Genomic DNA, 18195 nt, shown 5'->3' with positions numbered 1-18195 from the left:
CGCGTGGAACTGACTGGACGGGTCGTCGTGCTGACCGGCGCGGCCCACGGGATCGGGGCCGCCATGGCCCGCCGCTTCGCCGCCGAGGGCGCGGCGGGCGTGGTGGTGTCCGACGTGGACACCGCGGGCGCGGCCCGGGTGGCGGACGAGATCGCCACCGCCGGCGGGCGGGCCGTCGCGGCGACCGCCGACGCGACGTCCAAAAAGGACCTGAAGGCGCTGGTCGCGACCGCCCGCGCCGAGTTCGGCCCGGTGGACCTGTTCTGCGCCAACGCCGGCGCGGCGTTCGGCACCGGCGTCCACGCGTCCGACGAGCAGTGGCAGAAGTCGTGGGAGATCAACGTGCTGCAGCACGTGCACGCCGCCCAAGCCGTGCTGCCGTCGATGCTCGCGCGCGGCGAAGGCCACCTGCTGCTCACGGCGTCGGCCGCCGGCCTGCTCGGCACCCCGGGCGACGCGCCGTACTCGGTGACCAAGCACGCGGCGGTCGGCCTCGCGGAGTGGCTGGCGATCACCTACCGGCCCCGCGGGATCCGGGTCAGCGCGCTGTGCCCGCTCGGCGTCCGCACGGCGCTGCTCGAACCCGGCATCGCCGCCGGCCACCCGGCCGCGCTGGCGATCGCGGCGGCGGCGCCGCTGCTCGAACCCGAGGACGTCGCCGAAGCCGTCGTGCGCGGGCTCGGCAAGGAGGAGTTCCTGATCCTGCCGCACGAATCGGTGCGGGAGTCGTTCGCGCGCAAGGCGGGCGCGGTCGACGCGTGGATCGACGAGATGGCCGTGGGAGGCTGAAGTGGAGTACCGCAGGGTCGGCGCGAGCGGGCTCGCCGTCAGCGACATCGCGTACGGCAACTGGCTGACGCACCACGAACCCGGCTGTGTCGCGGCGGCACTGGACGCCGGCATCACGACGTTCCACACCGCGGCCGCGTGGGACGGCGGCGCGGCCGAAGAGGCCTACGGCGCGGCGTTTTCCGGTGCGCTGCGCGACGAACTGGTCCTGTGCACCGGCGTCTTCTGGCCGGAGGGCCCGGGCCCGAACGCCGCCGGCCTGAGCCGCAAGCACGTCATCGCGTCGTGCGAGGGCTCCCTGCGACGGCTGCGGACCGACCACATCGACGTCTACCAGCTGCTGCGCTTCGACTTCCGCACCCCGGTCGCGGAGACGTTCCTAGCGTTGTCCGACCTGGTGCGGCAGGGGAAGGTCCGGTACGTGGGCACGTCGGAGTGGACGGCCGAGCAGCTGCTGCAGGCCCACGAAGCCGCGCAGCGCTACGACGTCCCGCTGATCGCCAACCAGCCGCACTACTCGATGCTGTGGCGGGTGGCGGAGGCGCAGGTGATGCCGGTGTGCGACCGGATCGGCGTCGGCCAGTTCGCGTCGGTGCCGCTCGCCCAGGGCGTCCTCACGGGCAAGTACCACGACGGCCGCATCCAGGCGGGCTCCCGCGCGGCCGGCCCGGCGTACGCGCGGCCGTTGCTGATGCCGGAGCTGCTGGAGCGGGTGGAGCTGCTGCGCGGCGTCGCCGACGACGCGGGCCTGACGATGGCGCAGCTCGCGCTGGCGTGGACGCTGCAGCACGAGGGCGTCGCCGCGACGGTGGCCGGGGCGAGCACGCCGGAGCAGGTCACGGAGAACGCGAAGGCGAGTGGTGTGCGGCTGGACCTCGACGTCCTGACGCGGATCGACCACCTGCTCGGCAGCTTCGTCCAGACCGACCCGCGACTGGTGTGGTCCCCGCCCGCTCAGCCCGCACCGGCACGGACGTAGCGGCCCGCGATGTCATGAAAGAGTCGTTCACCTCGCCGGACGCCATGAAAGAGTCGTTCACGACGCCCGGACGTCAGCCGGCGCCGAGGCAGACGAACGGGCGGCGGAACGGGTCCACCGCGATCGCGTCCGCCAGCGCCAGCGCGGGGCTCTCCCGCTCCGCCAGCGCCCGGTAGTAGTCGTCCATCGCCGCCGCCGACGCCAGGTCTCCGACGCGGGACAGCGGTGCGATCACCGTCCGCGAGCCGCTGGCCAGCAACGCGCTGGCGAACCCCAGCGCCTCGTCGCCGGGCCGGATGCGGTTGAGCGCCAGCTCGCACGCGGCGAACACGACTTGCCGCGGCGGCTGCCGCAGCCCGGCCATCTCGTGGCCGAAAAGCGCGCCGTCGGCGAGTTCGAGGCGGGAGAAGAGGGCGTTCTCCGGCTCGTGCGCGCCGTGCGCGGCGAAGTGCGCGAGCTTCGCGCCGTCCATCGCGCGCAGGACGGACTTCACCGTGGCCTTGGCGCCGGTCATGGTCGTCGCGGTGCGGTAGTGCGTGGTCAGCTTCTCGAGCTCACCGCGCGCCCCGGCCAGCCCCGGCCCGCGGACGAGCACGATCTTCCGCGCCCGGGTCAGCTTGGTGAGCTCGGCGGCGAGCCACGCGGTCGCCGAGGGCGCGACCACGGTCGGCCGCCCCCGCAGCCCCGGCAGCACGCCCCACGGCACGGCGTAGAGCGGCCCGGTCGGGACGATGACCAGCTCCCGCTCGCCGAACAGCTCGGCGAGGGGCTGGATGAGCTGCGCGTCGAGCTTGTCGGCCTGCTTGCGCGCGGACGCCATGACGACCTCGGCCAGCCGCTCGGGCAGGTTGTCCGGCGCGAGCGCGTCGAGGTCGACGTTGAGCACCCGCGCGGACTCGGCGGCGGCCCCGGCCGACCCGAGCCGCACCAGCCGGCATTCGCCCCCGGCCACGACCACGGCGACGAGCTCGTCCCCGGAAGCGGCGAAGCTGACCATGGCCCGCTCCCCGAGCCGCGCGACGACCTCCCCGAGCCCGGCCACCGGCCGCGGCCGCCCCCAGCGCCCGGTGTGCCACCCGAGCCGCTGGGCTTCGCGAAGCCGTTCGTTGTACTTGGCCCGCAGCCCGGCGATCGGGTGCCCGTCGTGCTGGGCCTCCTGGATGGCCTGCCCGAGCCCCCGCACCTCGGCGACGCTCGCGGCCAGCTCGGGATCGGTCCCGGCGGAGAGCGGCTCGTACCGGTAGGTCTGCGCGCGCGTGCGTTCGAGCCAGACGAACAGCCGCCGCGCGTCGTTGCGTTCGAGCACGAGCTTGACGGCGAGATCGGCGAGCTCCTGGCCGTGCAGCGCGGTCCCGGAGACGAGGTCGAGCCCGCCCATCCGGTCCCGCACGGCGTCGAGTTCGGTGAGCCCGGACCGGATTTCGGTGAGCGCCTTCGCCCGGCTCCCCTGCGCGACGGCCAGCTCGGCCCGGCAGAGGCGGCGCAGCATCCGGTAGTCGATCGGGGTGAGCTGCCCGGGACGGGGGACCTTCCCGAGGGTCTCGACGGCGCGCTTGAGGTTCCCCCGCCGGATGTCGAGCCGCACGGCGAGCATCCGCGCGGTGGCGGCCTGGTCGGTCAAACGCGGCACCGGCATCTTCTCGGCCGCCCGCAACGCCCGGCCCGGCAAAGCCGCCGTGAACACCCCGGTCCGCAGCGCTTCACGGGTGTCGGCCTGCAAGCCGATGACGGTGGCGTTCGCGACGCACGTCTTGCAGCCGACCTTGAGCATCCGCCTGCGCGCCGCGGCCGCCATCTGCCGGGCGAGGGCGAGGTCGTCGCTCAGCAGCGCGGCGGAGGCCCGGTGCAGCTCGACGAACCCCAGGTCGCGGGTGACGCTGTCCTGATCGGCCATCACCTCCATGTGGCTGTCGAGGTGGGCACCGGCCTCATCGGCCAGCCCGGCGGCGAGCAGGGCCTGGGCCTGCTCGAGCCAGAGCCACGGCGGCGCGTCCCGGCCCAGCGCGCGATAGCTGCGCTCGCTCAGCTCGTAGAGCCGGAGGGCTTCCGGAACGTCACCCGTCCGGAGCGCCAGCGTGCCCAGGTTCCGGTGGATGTCGGCGGCCTGGGCACGCAGCTCGTGCTTTTCGGCCAGCTCCAGCGACCGGTTCAGGTCGGCGCGAGCCTGCTGGACGTTGCCCAGCCGGATGTGGCTGGAGGCGCGCATGGTCAGAGTCTGGGCGAACGCCTCGATCCGCGACTCCGGCGCGCTCCCGTGCCGCAGCCGGTATTCCTGGTGCTCCAGCGACAGATCGAAGTACTGGAGACTGTCCTCGTTGCGCCCGACGGTGGTCAGCTTCGCGGCGTAGTTGTGGTCGAGGGCGCCGTTGAGCTCCGCCTTGAGCACGAGATCATCGATCGCACCGGTCAGCAACCGCACGTCGTCGAGCGCGGCGAGGCCGGCTCCCACGTCCCCGGTGATCTCCGAGGACAGCGCGGCGAGCAGGCTCGACACGCGGATGCGCACCACGAGCCAGTCGGTGTAGTGCTCGTCCGGCACGGGATAGATCGAGTCGAGCAGGCCCACCGCTCGCCGGAGGAGCCGGACACCTTCGTGGTAGCGCGCGAGGCAGGACTTGTCCGCGGCCGTCCGGTGAAGCTGTCGGACCTTCTCGATGACTTCGGTCGGGTCGAGCTTTGTCACGGGCACCCCACTATGACAGCACAGCCCGTAGCAGAAAGAAGCCCGCCCACCGGAAGAAGATCGGCGGGCGGGCGATCACGTTTCGATGAAGCTCAGCGGGCGACCTGGTAGCAGGGCGGACCGCAGTTCGGCGTCACGACCGGACCGTCGGTCTTCGGGACCGTGATGTGCTCGTGGTCGATGTGCACCCAGCCGTGCTCGTCGGGCTCCGGGTGCGGGACCACCGGGCCGGCCTTCTCGATCGGTTCCGGCGTCTCGTCGGGCTTCGTGTCCGTGGGCGTCGACATGGTCGATCTCCTCTCCCCTGGGGATCTGCCTGGGGACGCTGGCCGTGACGGTGAGTCCCCCTCGCGAGGCCCTCTCCTCGCGAACGGCCCAATAGTTCCACAACGGAGCAATGATCGGGAGGGTTTTCGCTACGGAAAGTCAGCTCCACCGCTGTGATCAGGCTAGACGCTCCGAGTGGACCGTCCTAAAGAGTGAAGTCTGTAACGACGTCCACACCGGACGTGCATCGACCCTCAGCCCCGCGGGTACCACTCGATCATGAAACTGACCTCCACGGTGCTCGGCGCGCCGGACCCGCACGCGCTCGCGGCGTTCTACTCGGAGCTGCTCGGCTGGCCGATCCGGACCGATGAACCGGAGTGGGTGACGCTGCGCCCCGAGGACGGGAGCGCCGGGCTCTCGTTCCAGCTCGAAACCGGGCACGTCCCGCCCACCTGGCCGCCCGTCGACGGCGCCCAGCAGATGCAGCTGCACCTCGACGTCGAAGTGGACGACCTCGACGAAGCCACCCGGACCGCGGTGGCCGCCGGAGCCGTCGTCGCGGACTTCCAGCCGCAGGACGACGTGCGGGTCTGCTTCGACCCCGCCGGGCACCCGTTCTGCCTCTGGACGAGGTGACGCCCCGCGTTCGGGCGGTCACAGGATCCGCTATGTTCGGCTGAGGTCGGCGTCGCGGCGAACGGAGTTGAGTCCTGTGGGGGTGCACCGGATCTGGCACCACGGCCTGGTCCCCACCGAAGGAAAACGCCCCCTCGACGCCTTGCGCAGCAGGCTGATCAGCCGCCAGCGGCAGCACGACGACTACACCGTCACCGATCTCGGCTCGTCCGACGACGGCGGGTCGCGCCGGTGCGATCTCGAATTCGCTTACGGCGACGGGGAAGGCCGCTACTCCGTTCAGGTATTCCTCTCGCTTTGCTACCGCGCGGGCGAAGACCGGGTGACGTGGCTGCTGGCCGCGGCGTGCACGCGGCCGTGGCGCAGCTGCCACGTCGCGCCCGCGCACCGGATCGGGCTGGAGGAACTGGGCGCCAGCGGGCACGACGAAATCCCCATCGAAACGCCGGTGCTGGCCATGCGCGGCTGGTCCCGCGAGGAGTGCGACCACCTCGCCGACCTGCTGGGCGAAGCGCTGGTGGCGCCCTGGCGGACGTCGGCGGTGCTGGTGCTCGCCGAGCCGCCGACGGTGCCCGTCTCGGGCTGGCCGGGGCTGGTCAACGTCTTCGACGTCGACGACCGCTTCCGCCGCACGCTCAACCGGAACCTCCCGCTCGGCTGCGCGGTCCCGGCGGGCGCGCGGCTGTACGCGCCGCCGTGCGACCAGCTGCCGGACTTCGTCGAGACGGCCAGCCCGGTGTCCGGCGAAGCGCTCGAAGGCGCGATCACGCAGCTGCTCCAGGCGCGCGGCCGGACGCCGCTGCCCGAGGAGTGGGCCGGGGTGGCGAGCGTGCGCGCCTGGTACGCGGCCGATCCGTTCGTCGCGCCGGACCGGGGGCCGGACGCCGAGCTGACCGGGAAGCTCGGCCGCGCCGAGCGGGAACTGGCCGAGGCCCGCCGGGTGATCACGATCCTGCGGAAGAAGGCGAAGGCCCACGCCGAAGAGCGCGATCGCCACGCCTGCGAGGTGAAGGCGTTGCGCGGCCGGCTCGAGGACGTCTCCGCGACGGACGTCGTGTGCCTGCGCGAGCAGCTCGCGCAGCTGCAGGAGGAGGTGGACGACTGCGCGCGCGCGTTCGAGGAAACCGAGGCCGAGCGCGACGAACTCAGGCGCGTCAACGGCTTGCTGGCCGGCCGCCTCGCCCGCCACCACGACGCGGACGACGAAGTGGCCGCCGCCGGCCGCCCGCCGGAGGAGTTCCCCAGCTTCGCCGAGCTGATCGCCGCGGCGACGGCGTCGCTGAAGCACCTCGCGATCACCGCCGACCCGGCGCCGGCCGCGATCCTCGACCACCACCCGAAAGCCGCCGCCTGGCGCCGCAAGGCGTGGGACGCGCTCCGGACGCTCGACGCGTACGCGGGCGCGCGCACGTCGTCGCTCGACGCGGGCCAGGATCCGGGCCCCGAGCTGTCGGACGTGCTCGCGTTCGCCCGCACCGGCCAGCCGGGTTCGCTGATCAGCGCCAACATCATCGCGCTGGCCGAGTCGGACACGGTGACCACGAACGAACGGCTCCGCCAGGCCAGGACGTTCCGCGTCGCCCCCCGCACCAACCCGGCGGGCCGCGACTACTTCGGCGCGCACATCGCCTTGGAGCGCTTCAAAGCACCCGCGCCGCGCCTGCACTTCCTCGACGACACCGACCGCACCGGCACGGTGTACGTCGGGTACCTGGGCGCCCACCTGCCGACGTCGAAGACCAACTGAGCGAGAATCGCGCGCATGACGGAGAAACACCTGGCGTACTGCTGGATCGCGCGCGGCGAGCGGGTGCTGTTCCTCCGCCGCGCGGCCGGCGTGTTCCGCGCGGGCCAGTGGGAACTGCCGGGCGGAACCGCCGAGCCGGGCGAGCCCTTCCAGACGACCGCGGTCCGGGAAGCGGCCGAGGAAACGGGATTGCGCGTCCGGGTCACGGGTGAGCTGGGGCGCGCCGAGTGGCCGGACATCGCGGGCCGCGACCTGCGGATCCACGCGGTCGTCTACGCGGCCGAAGAAACCGGGCCGGCCGACGTCGTGCTCAACCCGGCGGAACACGACGACTTCGCTTGGCTGACGCGGGCGCAAGCGCTGGAACTGCCGTTGCCGGACCACTTCCGTGAGGTCCTGGATCGGTAGCTCCCCCTCCGCCATAATCGGCCGGTGAGCGGGGATCCGGGTGTGGTGAACGCCGTCGGCGGCGTCGTTTCGGGATCCGTGCTCCAGGCGGGCACGATCACCGGCGACGTGCATTTCCACGAGCACCACCCGGTTTCCGGCGCGACACCGCCGGCCGGCCGGATACCCGCGTCCGGGCTCTTCGTGGGCCGCACCGGCGAGCTGGACCGGCTGGAGCGGCTCCTGCGTGAGCCCGGACGGCCGTCGGTCGCGGTGGTGCACGGGATGGGCGGCGTCGGCAAGAGCACGCTCGTGGCGCGGTTCGCCCGCCTCAACGCCGAGCGGTTCGGCTTCACCTGGTGGATCACCGCCGACACCCCCGCCGCGCTGCGGGCCGGGCTCGCCGACCTCGCGGTGGCCGTCGACCCGGGCACCGCCGGGCTGCCGGTGCGCGAGCGCGTCGAGGTGGCGCTCCGCCGGCTCGCCGGCACCGACGGCTGGCTGCTCGTCCTGGACAACCTGACCACGCCCGCCGACGCCGACGAAGTGCTCACGCGGGTGTCCACCGGCACGATCGTGCTCACCAGCAGGCAGCGCACGGGCTGGCGCGGCACGCCGTCCCTCGCCGTGGACGTCCTCCCGGCCGGCGACGCGGAAGAACTGCTGACACGCGTCGTCGCCGAGGACTGGCCCGACGCCGACGTCCCGGACGCCGCGCGGTTGTGCGAGGAGCTGGGCCGGCTGCCGCTGGCGGTGGAGCAGGCCGGCGCGTACCTCGCGCAGACGCGCATCACCCCGTCCGCCTACCTCGACCTGCTCGCCAGGTACCCCGCGCGGGTGTTCGCCGCGACCGCGGAAGGCGGCGACGCGCAGCGCACCATGGCGCGGGTGTGGCACGTCACCCTCGACCGCCTCGCGGACACCCCGGCGCCGGCCGTGCTGCGCCAGCTGGCCTGGTACGCCCCCGACGGCATCGCGCGGCGGCTGTTCGACGACGAGGGCCCGGACACCCTCGACGCGCTGGGCAAGCTCCACGCCTTCAGCATGATCAAGCTGTCCACCGCCGAGATCGCCGTCCACCGCCTGGTCCAGAGCGTCACGCGCACGCCGGACCCGGCCGATCCCCACCGGCGGCCCGACCTGATCGCGACCGCGCTCGTCGCGGCCACCGGCCGGCTGGCGGGCCACCTCACCGACCACAGCTGCCGCGATCCGCGCGCCTGGCCGCGGTACACGGCCGTGCTGCCGCACGCGAGGGCGCTGCTCGGCTTCGCCCCACCGGAGACCGACTCCGCTGGCACCCTCCGGCTCCTGAACGACGCCGGGAGCTTCCTGCGCGACCAAGGCGACTACGCGGGCGCCGTCGAGCTCCTGGAACGCTGCGTGCGCGGCAGCGGCCGGGTGTTCGGCGACCAGGACCGGTCGACGCTGGCGGCGCGCAGCAACCTGGCCGGCGCGTACCGCGAGACCGGCAGGCCGGACCGCGCCATCCGGATGTTCGAAGCGGTCCTCGCCGACGGCGAGCGCGTGCTCGGGCCGGACCACCCCGACCTCCTGGCCGTGCGCAGCAACCTGGCGATCGCCTGCACGGCGACCGGGAACCTGCGGGAAGCCCTGCCGCTTTCCGAAGCCGCCGCCGCCCGGCACGAGCAGGTCCTCGGCATCGACCACCCGAACACGATCACGTGCCGCAGCAGCCTCGCCGCCTGTTACGAGTCGGCAGGCGATCTCGCGCGCGCCATCGCGCTCTACGAGGCCACGCTCGAGCAACGCGTCCGGATCCTGGGTCCCGAGCACCGCGACACCCTGCGGTCCCGCGCCAAGCTCGCGTCGGCGCAGGCCAACACCGGTAACCCGGCCCGCGCCGCCGAACTCCACCGGACGACCATCGCCGCCTTGGCGCGGACGGTGGGCGAGGACCACCCGCAGACCCTCGCCGCCCGCGACGAGCTCGCCGACTTCCAGCGCTCGATGGGCGAGCTCGCGGAAGCGATCGCGAGCTACGAGGCGACGCTCGAAGTCCGCACCCGGACCGCCGGGCCCGTGCACCCCGAGACGCTCGACACCCGGATGCGGCTCGCGGCGGCCATCGTGTCGGCGGGACGGACGGGGGACGGGCTCGCCGAGCACCGGAAGATCGTCGCGGACTGCGAACGGGCGCTGGGCAGCGACCACCCGACGACGGTGAACGCCCGGGCGGTGCTGGCCGCCGCCCTGCGCCGGTCCGGCGACCTCACGGGCGCCGTCAGCGAGTACCGGCGGCTGCTGCCCGACGCCGAACGGATCCTCGGCCCGGACCACCCGAGCACGCTCGCGTGCCGCAAGGCCTTCGCGCACACACTGGCCGCCGCGGGAGATCTCCCGAACGCGATCACGCTGCTGGACGCCACCGCGGCCGGCTTCGAGCGGGTGCTGGGACCCGCCCACCCGTCGACCTTGAGCGCCCGGAGCCAACTCGCGTCTGCCTGGCTCACCGCCGGCGAAAGGGCGAAAGCGCTCGCCCTCAGCCAAGACGTCCGCGCCGACGCGGTCCGGGTGCTCGGCGTCGACCACACGGACGCGATCGGGTACCTGAGCGAACTCGCCGCCGCTCAGGAGCAGTCCGGCGACGTCACCGGTGCGCTCCGGAACCACCGGGCCGCGCTCGCGGACGCGGAGCGCGTCCTCGGCGCGGACCACCCCACCACCCTCACCCTGCGCAACAACGTCGCGAACGCCCACGAATCGGCCGGCGACGTGGCCACGGCCATCCCGTTGCACGAGGCTCTCCTGGCCGACCGGATCCGGTTGCTGGGAAACGAAAACCCGGACACCATGAGCACGAGAAGCAACCTCGCCAACGCCTACCTGACCGCCGGTCGCCTCGGCGAAGCCGCGGCGATGGCCGAGGCGGTGACCGCCGACCTGACCCGGGTCCTGGGCGCCGACCACCCCGACACGCTCGTCGCCCGGAACACCCTCGCCCGGACCTGCTTGCTGGGCGGCGATCCCGCCCGGGCGGCGCAGCTGCTGACCGGCGTCCTCGCGGATCGACGGCGCACCCTGGGTGACGAGCACCCCGACACCCTCGTGTCCCTTGCGGACCTGGGCTCGGCCCGGCTGTCCGAAGGCGACACCGCCACCGCACTCACCCTGCTGCGGCGCGCGCGGGACGGCTTCGAGAAGATCATGGGGCCCGCTGACCCGCAGACGAGAGCGCTGCAGGACCGCATCGACCGGCTCACGGGCGAAGGGAGCTGAAACCGTTGGCCCGACTGCACGTCGGCTGTGCGATGTGGACCCACAAGGCGTGGCCCGGCCGGTTCCTGCCGCCGGCGTTGCCGCCCAAGGAACGCCTGCGCGCCTACGCGGGCTGGTGCAACGCGGTCGAAGGCAACACGACGTTCTACGCGACTCCCGCCCGCACTACGGTCGAGACGTGGTCCGAGCAGACCGGGCCCGGCTTCCGGTTCGTGGTCAAGCTCCCCAAGGTCGTCACGCACGAGCGCCGCTTCACCGGCGTCGAGGCCGAGATGCGCGCGTTCCTGGACGCGATCGAGCCGCTCGGCGACCGCGCGGTCCTGTGGACCCAGCTCCCCGGCTCGTTCGCTCCCTCGGACGTCGACGCCCTCGCCCGCTTCCTGCGTCGGCTCCCGGCCGGCCTCCGCCGGGCGGTGGAGGTGCGTCACCCGTCGTTCTTCACCGACGCCGCGTCGACGTCGTTGCTGGAGGGAACCCTGGCCGGCGCGGACGCGGAGTGGGTTCCGTTCGACACCACGGTGTTCTTCCAGAGCCCGCCGGTCAGTGCGGCGGAGCAGGAGGCGTGGGCGAAGAAACCCCGGCTGCCCCGGCGCACCCGGGCGTTGACGGACCAGCCGATCGTCCGCTACCTGGGCCGGGATTCGGTCGAGGAGACGGTGGAAGGCTGGCGGCCTTGGGTCGAGGCGGCCGCCGCTTGGCTGCGCGAGGGCCGGTCGCCGACCGTTTTCGTGCACACGCCGGACAACGACGAGGCACCGGCGCTGGCCCGGCGGTTCCACGCGGAGGTGCGCGCGCTGGTCCCGGATCTGGAGGCACTGCCGGAACCGGACCCGATCGAGCCGGCGACGTTGTTCTGAGCTGGGCGGCTCACTCCGGCCGCTGCACCCGATAGCGCACGTGCAGCACCCGGTCGCCCTGAACCACTTCGGCGGGGTCTGCCAGCAGGTGCTGCGCGTGGACCGAACCGAAGTAGCGCTTGCCGGACCCGAACACGACGGGGACGACGTCCATCCGCACCTCGTCGACCAAGCCCGCGGCCAGCACCTGGCCCCCGACGTCGCCGGCGGCGACCTCGACCACGCGGTCACCCGCGAGCTCCTGCGCCTTGGCCACGGCCGCCTCGACTCCGCCGACGAAGTGGAACGGCGCCCCGGGGTCCCAGCCCGCGGGCGGCGGCCGGTGCGTCACGACGACCACGTGGTCGACGCCGGCCGGGGGCTTGCCGTCCCAGCCGTCCGTCAGGTCGAACACGTGGCGGCCGACGATCGTCGCCCCGATCCGGTCCCAGTACGGCCGGGTGTAGTCGTAGGACGCCTGCGACACCTTCACCGCGCCGCTCCCGTCCAGCGGGACGTCACCGCCGGACAGCCAGTCGAACAGCGGTCCGGGCTGGTCGTTCTCGTCCGCGACGAAGCCGTCCACCGACACCGAGCTGTACAGCACCACTTCGCCCACGGAGCCCTCCTCTGGTTCGGGATGCCCCGGAAAATAGCGGGTCGTGCGCCGTCGTTCTTGTAAGAAATCAATCGGCGGGCAACGGCCAGCCGTCCAGCGCGTGGCCGGGGTGTTCGCGCAGGAACCGCCGCCGGACTTCGACGTACCGGGTCGGCGTGAGCCCGGTGAACGCCCGGAATTCGTGGCCGAAGTGGGCTTGGTCGAAGTAGCCCGCGCTCCCGGCGAGGTGACCCCAGTCGACCGGCCCGGCGGGGTCGAGCGCGAACACGGTGGCGGTGAAGCGGTAGGTGCGGGCCAGCCGTTTCGGCGTGACGCCGACGAGCGCCTTGAACCGCTGCGCCAGGTGCGTGGTGCTGACCCCGGCAGCCGCGCTCAGGTCGCCGATCGCCACCGCCCCGCCGGCCGCCGCGATGACGCCGCTCGTGTGGCGGACCAGCCCCAGGCCGCTGGTCTCGGCCAGCCGTCGCACCAGTTCGTCCTCGAGCAGCGCGAGCATCTCCCGCGGCCGGTCCGCGGTCGCCAGCCGGTCTCGCAGCTCGGCGACGGCGGGCCGGCCCCAGACCTGCTCCACCGTCACCGGCCGGTCGCACAGCTCCGCGGCGGGCATCGGCAGGAACGGCGCCAGGCCCCACGGCTTGAGGTGCACGCCGACCGACCGGGTCGGGTGCGGGTAGCCGAAGTCCATCGCGCGGGTGCGCATGGCGACCACGCAGCCGTCGGCGTACTCGGCCGTCTCGACGTCGGTGCCGGCACGGATGCGGAACGGCGCCCCGAGGTTGACGATGAGCAACGCCGACGGCGCCGGCGGCAGCGTCAGCCGGGCGTACGGCGGCGCGCCCGCCAGGTAGTACAGGTCGTCGATCAGCCCGTCCAGCGGCGGTCGCGGCGCTCTGGACACGTACTCCACGCCCCCAGCATCGCCGGGGTGGTCCCGCCGCGCTACCCGCGCGGTCCGTCACCGGTCCTTTTCCGCGGCCACGGCGGACGCGGACAGCAGCGTCGCGGCGGTGAGACCGCCCCAGAGCACGCCGGGGCCGCGGGCGGCGAGCGCGGTGATGACCGCCGGGGAGACGGCGAGGCCGAAGCCCGTCGAGAGCTGGAAACGGGCGAGCGCGCGGCCCAGGAGGTGGGCCGGCGCGAGGGCGGTGACGAGCGCGGTGGCGCTGCCCGCGTACGCGATCTCGCCCAGCGTGCAGACCACGGACACCGCGGCGACGGCCGGGGCGCCCAGTGCGGTCGCCGCGAGGAAGCCGAGGTAGGACGCGGCAAGCACCACGCCGGCGAGCGCCAGCGCGGTCCGGCGCGGGATGCGGGACAGCCAGCCGGTGACCGGCACCTGCAGCGTGACCACCAGCACCGTGTTGGCCACGAAGACGGCCGCCGGCCACACCGGGGACGCGTGCAGCCGGGTCACCAGGACCAGCGGCACCGCGATTTCGGGGACGGTGAGGCAGAACGCGTAGACCACGTTGGCGGCCAGGAGCGAACGCATCCGCGGTGCGGGCCCGGCGGCCGTGCCCGGAGTGGCGGCCAGGTCCGCGCGGAGGCGGACCGACCAGGCCAGCGCCGCCGCGACGAGGTAGACCAAGCCGGTGCCGAACGCCATCGCCCGCAACGCCGTGGTGCCGCCCGCCAGGCACGCGGTGGCCAGAAGCGCGCCCACGCCCAGACCGGCGTTGCGCAGCGCGCGGCCGCCCGCGAGAGCCGCGTCGCGTTCCCGGCCGTGAGCGACGGTGGCCACGAGAGCCGCGTGCGCGGCCGGCCACGCCTGGTTGCCGATGCCGAGGAAGAGCGCCGCCGCCGCGAACAGCCCGGTGTGCCCGGCCGGGGCGATCAGCAGCAGCGCCACGCCCGCGACCCGGACCAGCATCGACGCCGCCACGACCGTGCTGCGCGCGCCGCCGTCCAGCCAGCGGCCCACCACCGGTACGCAGCACAGGCCCACGACGATCCCCGCCGTCATCGCGATGCCGGTGACCGGCGCGGACAGCCCGAGCACCGTCACCCCGTACAGCAGCAAGAAGGGCCGCAGCAGGCCGGTGCCGAGCGCGTCCACCACCACGGCGGCGGCGTAGCGGGGACCGCCGGAAGCCCGGAGGAGGGCGCGCGGCCGGATCTGGGTCGTCATGACGTCCACCGTGCGGCCGGCCGCCGGGCTCGCCGTGCCGATTGACGAACACCGTCAACCGGTGCCGCCGGGACGCGTCGAGCCGGTGAGAATGCGGGGATGACGTTGAGGATCGCCCTCGGCGGCCCGCCTGCCGAGCGGCTGCGGTTCGCCGCTTCGCCGCTGGCCGAGCTGACCGCGATGCTGCACGTGCTGGCCGAGCCGGCCCACCACCCGCGCCTCGCCGGCTGGGCCGCGGACGTCTGGGCCGGCTTGCGGCCGGAGCCGGCCGAGCGGCTCCGGGAGGCGGAGTTCCTCTGGCGTTCGTCGCGGGCCGACTTCCTGGTCCCGGCCCACCCCCGGCCGACCCTCGCCGAGGAACTGGACGACGTCGACCGCCTCGACGACGAAACCTACGTGACGGCCGCGCTGATCACGACGTGCGGCAACAACCGCGTCCACTTCGGAACGCCGTCGCCCCTGTCCGACGCGACGGCGCGCGAGCGGGCCCTGGACCTCGCCCAAGCCCGCGGCGCACGCCAGGAGGCGTTCGCGGAGCGGCTGCTCGCGGACCCGGCGGCCGTGCGCGCGCGGGTGCGCGACACCCTCGAACAGTGCGCGGAAGCCTTCTTCGACGCCGCTTGGACCGGCATCGCCGCGCAGCTCGCCGGAGATCTGCGCCTGAAGAACGACCTCCTTCGCCGCCAGGGCATCCCGGCGGCCCTCGCCGCCGTCTCCGGCTCGGTCACCCTGTCCCCCGACGGCGACACCCTCGTCGTGGACAAGCTCCTGGACCACGCGACCGCGGCTGCCGACGTCGTCCTGATCCCGAGCGTCTTCGGCCACCCGCACCTGGTGGCGATCCATGCGCCCGGGCGGCGGCCGGCGGTGCAGTACCCGATCGCGGCGCCGGATCCGGTGCCGCTGGAGACGGTCACGCTCCGGCTGTCGGCACTGGCCCACCCGGTGCGGCTGCGCCTGCTGCGCACCCTGGCCCGCGGCCCGCACACGACCGGCGAGCTGGCCGTCGCGTGGGAGCTTTCGGCGCCGGAGGTTTCCCGCCACCTCGCCGTCCTGCGCCGCGCGGGCCTGCTCACGCCCCGGCGGCAGGGCCGGTACGTCCGCTACTCCGTCAACCTGCCCGAGCTGCAGGCGCTGGGCACCGACCTGCTGGCGGCCGTGCTGCGATAACCCGTTGAGCACCCCGGCGAGCGCGTGCCACGCTCCCGAAGTGGCCACCCCGTTCCCCACCGCGCTGGCGAGGCGGCTGGTCGACGCGCAGTTCCCGCGGTGGGCCGGGCTGCCGCTGCGCCGGTTCGCGCCGGCCGGGTCCGACCACGTGATCCACCGGCTGGGCGAAGACCTTTCCGTGCGGCTGCCCCGCCACCCGGGCGCGATCGGGCAGGCGGAGAAGGAAGCCGAGTGGCTGCCCCGGCTCGCCCCGCACCTGCCGCTCGCCGTCCCCGTCCCGGTGGCGGTGGGCGAACCCGGCTTCGGCTACCCGTGGCCGTGGGCGGTGTCGCGCTGGCTGGACGGCGAGGTGGCGACCGTCGAAGCCCTTTCGGACTCCCACGACGCCGCTCGCGCGCTGGCCGGGTTCCTGACCGCGCTGCACCGGTTCGACGCCGAACCGGCCGCGGACCTCACGCGCTCGCCCTTGGCCGCGCGGGATCCGGCAACCCGGTCCGCCATCGCGAAAACCGCCGGCGTGTTCGACGCGGCGGCGATGACCGACCTGTGGGACGCGGCCCTCGCCGCGCCCGCGGGCCGCCCGGCGTGGTGCCACGGCGACTTCCACACGGGCAACCTGCTCACGACCGGCGGCCGCCTCAGCGCCGTCATCGACTTCGGCGAGCTGGGCGTGGGCGATCCGGCCTGCGACCTGATCATCGCGTTCACACTGATGTCGGCCGGGACGCGGGCCACCTTCCGGGCCGCGCTGGGGGTCGACGACGCGACCTGGGTCCGGGGTCGCGGGTGGGCGTTGGCCACGGGCTTGAACGCCTACACGGCTTATGCCGCGGTCGATTCCCGCGTCGCCGCGCAGACGACCCGCCAGATCACCGAGGCCCTCACCGGTTGATGCTCCGCAGGTACCGCAGCAGCACGCTCTCGCCGTCCGTGAGCACCGAAGCCAGCTCCAGCGCCGCCGGGTCCACCACCCCGCCCAGCGCCGCGCGGCTCGCTGTCCCCGCCACCAGGAACGGCGCCACCGTCAAGCGGAACTCGTCGACCACGCCCGCCTCGATCAGCGAGCCGAACAGCTTCGGCCCGCCCTCGCAGTCGATGCGTCCCAGGCCCTCGGCCACCAACGTGGAAACCACCGCGGCGCCCGGCACGTCGGTCTCGCCCACCACGAACACCCGCGCGCCGTTGGCCGCCCAAGCGTCGCGCAACGGCTCGGGAGCCGCCGCGGAGGTGAACACCAGCGTCGGGACCGCCGCCTTCGTGATCACCGGGGCGTCGGCCGGCAGGGAGCGGCCCGAGGTCACCACCGCCACCGGGGCGATCGGCGCCAGCCCGAAACGACGCCGGCGCTCCGCCGTGCGCTCGTCCGGGCGCATGCCCTCGAACCCTTCCGCCATCGCCGTTCCCGCGCCGACCAGGACGACGTCGGCCAGGTCGTTGCCGAGCCGGTAGACGATCCGGTCGGCCGGGGTCGAGAGGCCGCCCGACACGCCGTCGACGGTGATCGCGCCGTCCGCGCTGGACACGAAGTTCACCGCCAGCCACCGGGGGCCGGCCGGGTAGGCGTAGAGCTGCTCGAGGTCCGCGTCGGCCAGGTCCCGCTCGACCGGCCAGACCTGCCGGATCACTCCCACCGGAGCGCCTTCGCCGGCGGGCGGGTGCCCGCGATGCTCGCCGCCATCTCGGCCACGTGCCGCGTCGAACGCGGGTGCGCGGTGCGGATGATCGCCGCCCCGGCCGACGCCGTCAGCGCCGCCAGCGCCAGGCCCGCCGGGGTTCCGTCGCCGGCCGGCTCGGCCAGCACCGGCACGTCCGCGGGCAGTGAAGGCGCCGACCGCACGACCCCCACGTCCAGGACGGCTCCTTCGGCCGGCACCCCGCGGGCCACCGCGTCGGACACCGACGGCCCGGCGTACCCGGCGCCGAAGCGGGCCGCGACGTCGACGAGGTCGGCGCGGGCGAGGATCAGGTCGGCGCCCGCCGCGCAACAAGCCGACGCGACCGAGACGTCCGCGGTGTCGACCGCCAGGACCAAGTCGGGGAAAGTCGCACGCGCCCACGCGACCAGGGGTTCGGCGCCGGTTCCGGCGAAACCCACCAGATCGGCGCCGTCCGCGACGGCGCCGGACACCGCCGCCCGCGCCGCGTCGGGCTCCGGGAGCACCTGCACCACGGCCAGCACCAGCGCGTGGTCACTGCTCAACCGGCGGCCCCGGAAGACGAGGTCGGGGGTTTTCATCGCGCTCTCCCTGCTGGACGTCCGTGCCTCGCGATCATAAGCGAGGCCATCGAGGGGAGAGCTGTTCGCCGTCAGGTGGCGGGGCACCGTCGCCGGGCCACCCGACTCTCGACGGTGTCCTCAGGAGGCGAGCGCCTCGTTGATCGCCTGCAGTTCCCGTGCCGTGCGGGTGGCGGTGAACTCGATGACGTCGTACCGGGCGAGGCGCTGGACCACGAACGGGTCACTGGCGAGCACGGCGTCGAGCTTGCCCCGCAGCATCGAGCGGGTCAGGATCACGTGGTCGGCCGCGCCGTTGCCCTTACCGCAAACCAGAAATAGTCCTTTCGTGAATTGTTTGCGCACCCACTCCGAATGGTCCGGGAGCGCGTAGTCGACTTCTGTTTCGGGCGCTGTGTAGGTCAGCAGTGCGAGGTACATGATTCGATGGTAGAACTCCCGCGACCACTTCGCACCCGAAGTTCCGGTCAAGAAA

At 73.7% G+C, this 18195-nt stretch carries 17 protein-coding genes; 9 read left to right on the top strand and 8 right to left on the bottom strand.

Annotated features, from left to right (window positions below):
- Positions 1–3 precede the first annotated feature (3 nt).
- Positions 4–789: an SDR family oxidoreductase gene (locus EIY87_RS29435; RefSeq protein ID WP_125313084.1), complete on the top strand. Its 786-nt coding sequence runs from the start codon at positions 4–6 to the stop codon at positions 787–789.
- Position 790: 1 nt separating this feature from the next.
- Positions 791–1768 (top strand): aldo/keto reductase, encoded by a 978-nt coding sequence (locus tag EIY87_RS29430; RefSeq protein ID WP_125313083.1) that lies wholly within the window; start codon positions 791–793, stop codon positions 1766–1768.
- A gap of 73 nt (positions 1769–1841) precedes the next feature.
- Here EIY87_RS29430 and EIY87_RS29425 read toward each other — a convergent pair whose 3' ends face one another.
- Positions 1842–4457: a CHAT domain-containing protein gene (locus tag EIY87_RS29425; RefSeq protein WP_404800106.1), complete on the bottom strand. Its 2616-nt coding sequence runs from the start codon at positions 4455–4457 to the stop codon at positions 1842–1844.
- 86 nt (positions 4458–4543) lie between these two features.
- Positions 4544–4738 (bottom strand): hypothetical protein, encoded by a 195-nt coding sequence (locus EIY87_RS29420; protein ID WP_125313082.1) that lies wholly within the window; start codon positions 4736–4738, stop codon positions 4544–4546.
- A gap of 259 nt (positions 4739–4997) precedes the next feature.
- Between EIY87_RS29420 and EIY87_RS29415 the strand changes: the two genes are divergently transcribed.
- The 5 genes from EIY87_RS29415 (at position 4998) to EIY87_RS29395 (ending at position 11588) form a co-directional block, all read left to right on the top strand.
- Positions 4998–5357: a VOC family protein gene (locus EIY87_RS29415; protein ID WP_125313081.1), complete on the top strand. Its 360-nt coding sequence runs from the start codon at positions 4998–5000 to the stop codon at positions 5355–5357.
- 76 nt (positions 5358–5433) lie between these two features.
- Positions 5434–7104 (top strand): hypothetical protein, encoded by a 1671-nt coding sequence (locus EIY87_RS29410; RefSeq protein ID WP_125313080.1) that lies wholly within the window; start codon positions 5434–5436, stop codon positions 7102–7104.
- A 15-nt stretch (positions 7105–7119) separates the two neighbouring features.
- A complete protein-coding gene (locus EIY87_RS29405) occupies positions 7120–7512 on the top strand; it encodes an NUDIX hydrolase (protein ID WP_125313079.1) in 393 nt (130 codons plus the stop codon).
- A 24-nt stretch (positions 7513–7536) separates the two neighbouring features.
- Positions 7537–10731 (top strand): tetratricopeptide repeat protein, encoded by a 3195-nt coding sequence (locus tag EIY87_RS29400; RefSeq protein WP_125313078.1) that lies wholly within the window; start codon positions 7537–7539, stop codon positions 10729–10731.
- 32 nt (positions 10732–10763) lie between these two features.
- Positions 10764–11588, top strand: a complete 825-nt coding sequence (locus EIY87_RS29395) for a DUF72 domain-containing protein (RefSeq protein ID WP_125313589.1) — start codon at positions 10764–10766, stop codon at positions 11586–11588.
- Positions 11589–11598: 10 nt separating this feature from the next.
- Here EIY87_RS29395 and EIY87_RS29390 read toward each other — a convergent pair whose 3' ends face one another.
- The 3 genes from EIY87_RS29390 to EIY87_RS29380 all read right to left on the bottom strand — a co-directional run bounded on the left by EIY87_RS29390 (position 11599) and on the right by EIY87_RS29380 (position 14314).
- Complete coding sequence (locus tag EIY87_RS29390; protein WP_125313077.1) at positions 11599–12186, bottom strand: dihydrofolate reductase family protein; 588 nt, start codon at positions 12184–12186, stop codon at positions 11599–11601.
- 67 nt (positions 12187–12253) lie between these two features.
- Entirely contained in the window at positions 12254–13093 is an 840-nt protein-coding gene (locus EIY87_RS29385; RefSeq protein ID WP_125313076.1) for a helix-turn-helix domain-containing protein, read from the bottom strand.
- Between the two features lie 48 nt (positions 13094–13141).
- Entirely contained in the window at positions 13142–14314 is a 1173-nt protein-coding gene (locus tag EIY87_RS29380) for an MFS transporter (RefSeq protein WP_125313075.1), read from the bottom strand.
- 99 nt (positions 14315–14413) lie between these two features.
- Here EIY87_RS29380 and EIY87_RS29375 point away from each other — a divergent pair, with 99 nt between their 5' ends.
- Together EIY87_RS29375 and EIY87_RS29370 are read left to right on the top strand one after the other, a co-directional pair.
- The gene (locus EIY87_RS29375; protein WP_125313074.1) at positions 14414–15484 is read left to right on the top strand and encodes a DUF5937 family protein; all 1071 of its coding nucleotides are present in this window, start codon (positions 14414–14416) and stop codon (positions 15482–15484) included.
- Positions 15485–15524: 40 nt separating this feature from the next.
- On the top strand, positions 15525–16376 hold the full coding sequence (locus EIY87_RS29370; RefSeq protein WP_125313073.1) for an aminoglycoside phosphotransferase family protein: 852 nt from the start codon (positions 15525–15527) through the stop codon (positions 16374–16376).
- On the opposite strand, the gene EIY87_RS29365 is transcribed toward EIY87_RS29370, so the two are convergent.
- The 3 genes from EIY87_RS29365 to EIY87_RS29355 form a co-directional block, all read right to left on the bottom strand.
- On the bottom strand, positions 16366–17109 hold the full coding sequence (locus EIY87_RS29365; RefSeq protein WP_125313588.1) for a dihydrofolate reductase family protein: 744 nt from the start codon (positions 17107–17109) through the stop codon (positions 16366–16368). The genes EIY87_RS29370 and EIY87_RS29365 overlap by 11 nt on opposite strands.
- Positions 17106–17720 carry a pterin-binding domain-containing protein gene (locus EIY87_RS29360; protein ID WP_125313072.1) on the bottom strand — a complete coding sequence of 205 codons (615 nt, stop codon included), beginning with the start codon at positions 17718–17720 and terminating at the stop codon, positions 17106–17108. Before EIY87_RS29360 ends, EIY87_RS29365 begins: the two co-directional genes overlap by 4 nt.
- A 120-nt stretch (positions 17721–17840) precedes the next feature.
- Positions 17841–18140: a YciI family protein gene (locus tag EIY87_RS29355; protein ID WP_125313071.1), complete on the bottom strand. Its 300-nt coding sequence runs from the start codon at positions 18138–18140 to the stop codon at positions 17841–17843.
- Between the last annotated feature and the right edge of the window lie 55 nt (positions 18141–18195).

The organism is Amycolatopsis eburnea, from assembly GCF_003937945.1.
Classification (GTDB): domain Bacteria; phylum Actinomycetota; class Actinomycetes; order Mycobacteriales; family Pseudonocardiaceae; genus Amycolatopsis; species Amycolatopsis eburnea.
This window is presented reverse-complemented; position numbering and strand designations above follow the sequence as displayed.

What these genes read in the sequence shown, in the direction of transcription:
- EIY87_RS29395 (WP_125313589.1), top strand. Translation starts at nt 10,764, where the DNA reads ATGTGGACCCACAAGGCGTGGCCCGGCCGGTTCCTGCCGCCGGCGTTG.
- EIY87_RS29360 (WP_125313072.1), bottom strand. Translation starts at nt 17,720, where the DNA reads ATGAAAACCCCCGACCTCGTCTTCCGGGGCCGCCGGTTGAGCAGTGAC.
- EIY87_RS29355 (WP_125313071.1), bottom strand. Translation starts at nt 18,140, where the DNA reads ATGTACCTCGCACTGCTGACCTACACAGCGCCCGAAACAGAAGTCGAC.
- EIY87_RS29375 (WP_125313074.1), top strand. Translation starts at nt 14,414, where the DNA reads ATGACGTTGAGGATCGCCCTCGGCGGCCCGCCTGCCGAGCGGCTGCGG.
- EIY87_RS29405 (WP_125313079.1), top strand. Translation starts at nt 7,120, where the DNA reads ATGACGGAGAAACACCTGGCGTACTGCTGGATCGCGCGCGGCGAGCGG.
- EIY87_RS29420 (WP_125313082.1), bottom strand. Translation starts at nt 4,738, where the DNA reads ATGTCGACGCCCACGGACACGAAGCCCGACGAGACGCCGGAACCGATC.
- EIY87_RS29415 (WP_125313081.1), top strand. Translation starts at nt 4,998, where the DNA reads ATGAAACTGACCTCCACGGTGCTCGGCGCGCCGGACCCGCACGCGCTC.
- EIY87_RS29380 (WP_125313075.1), bottom strand. Translation starts at nt 14,314, where the DNA reads ATGACGACCCAGATCCGGCCGCGCGCCCTCCTCCGGGCTTCCGGCGGT.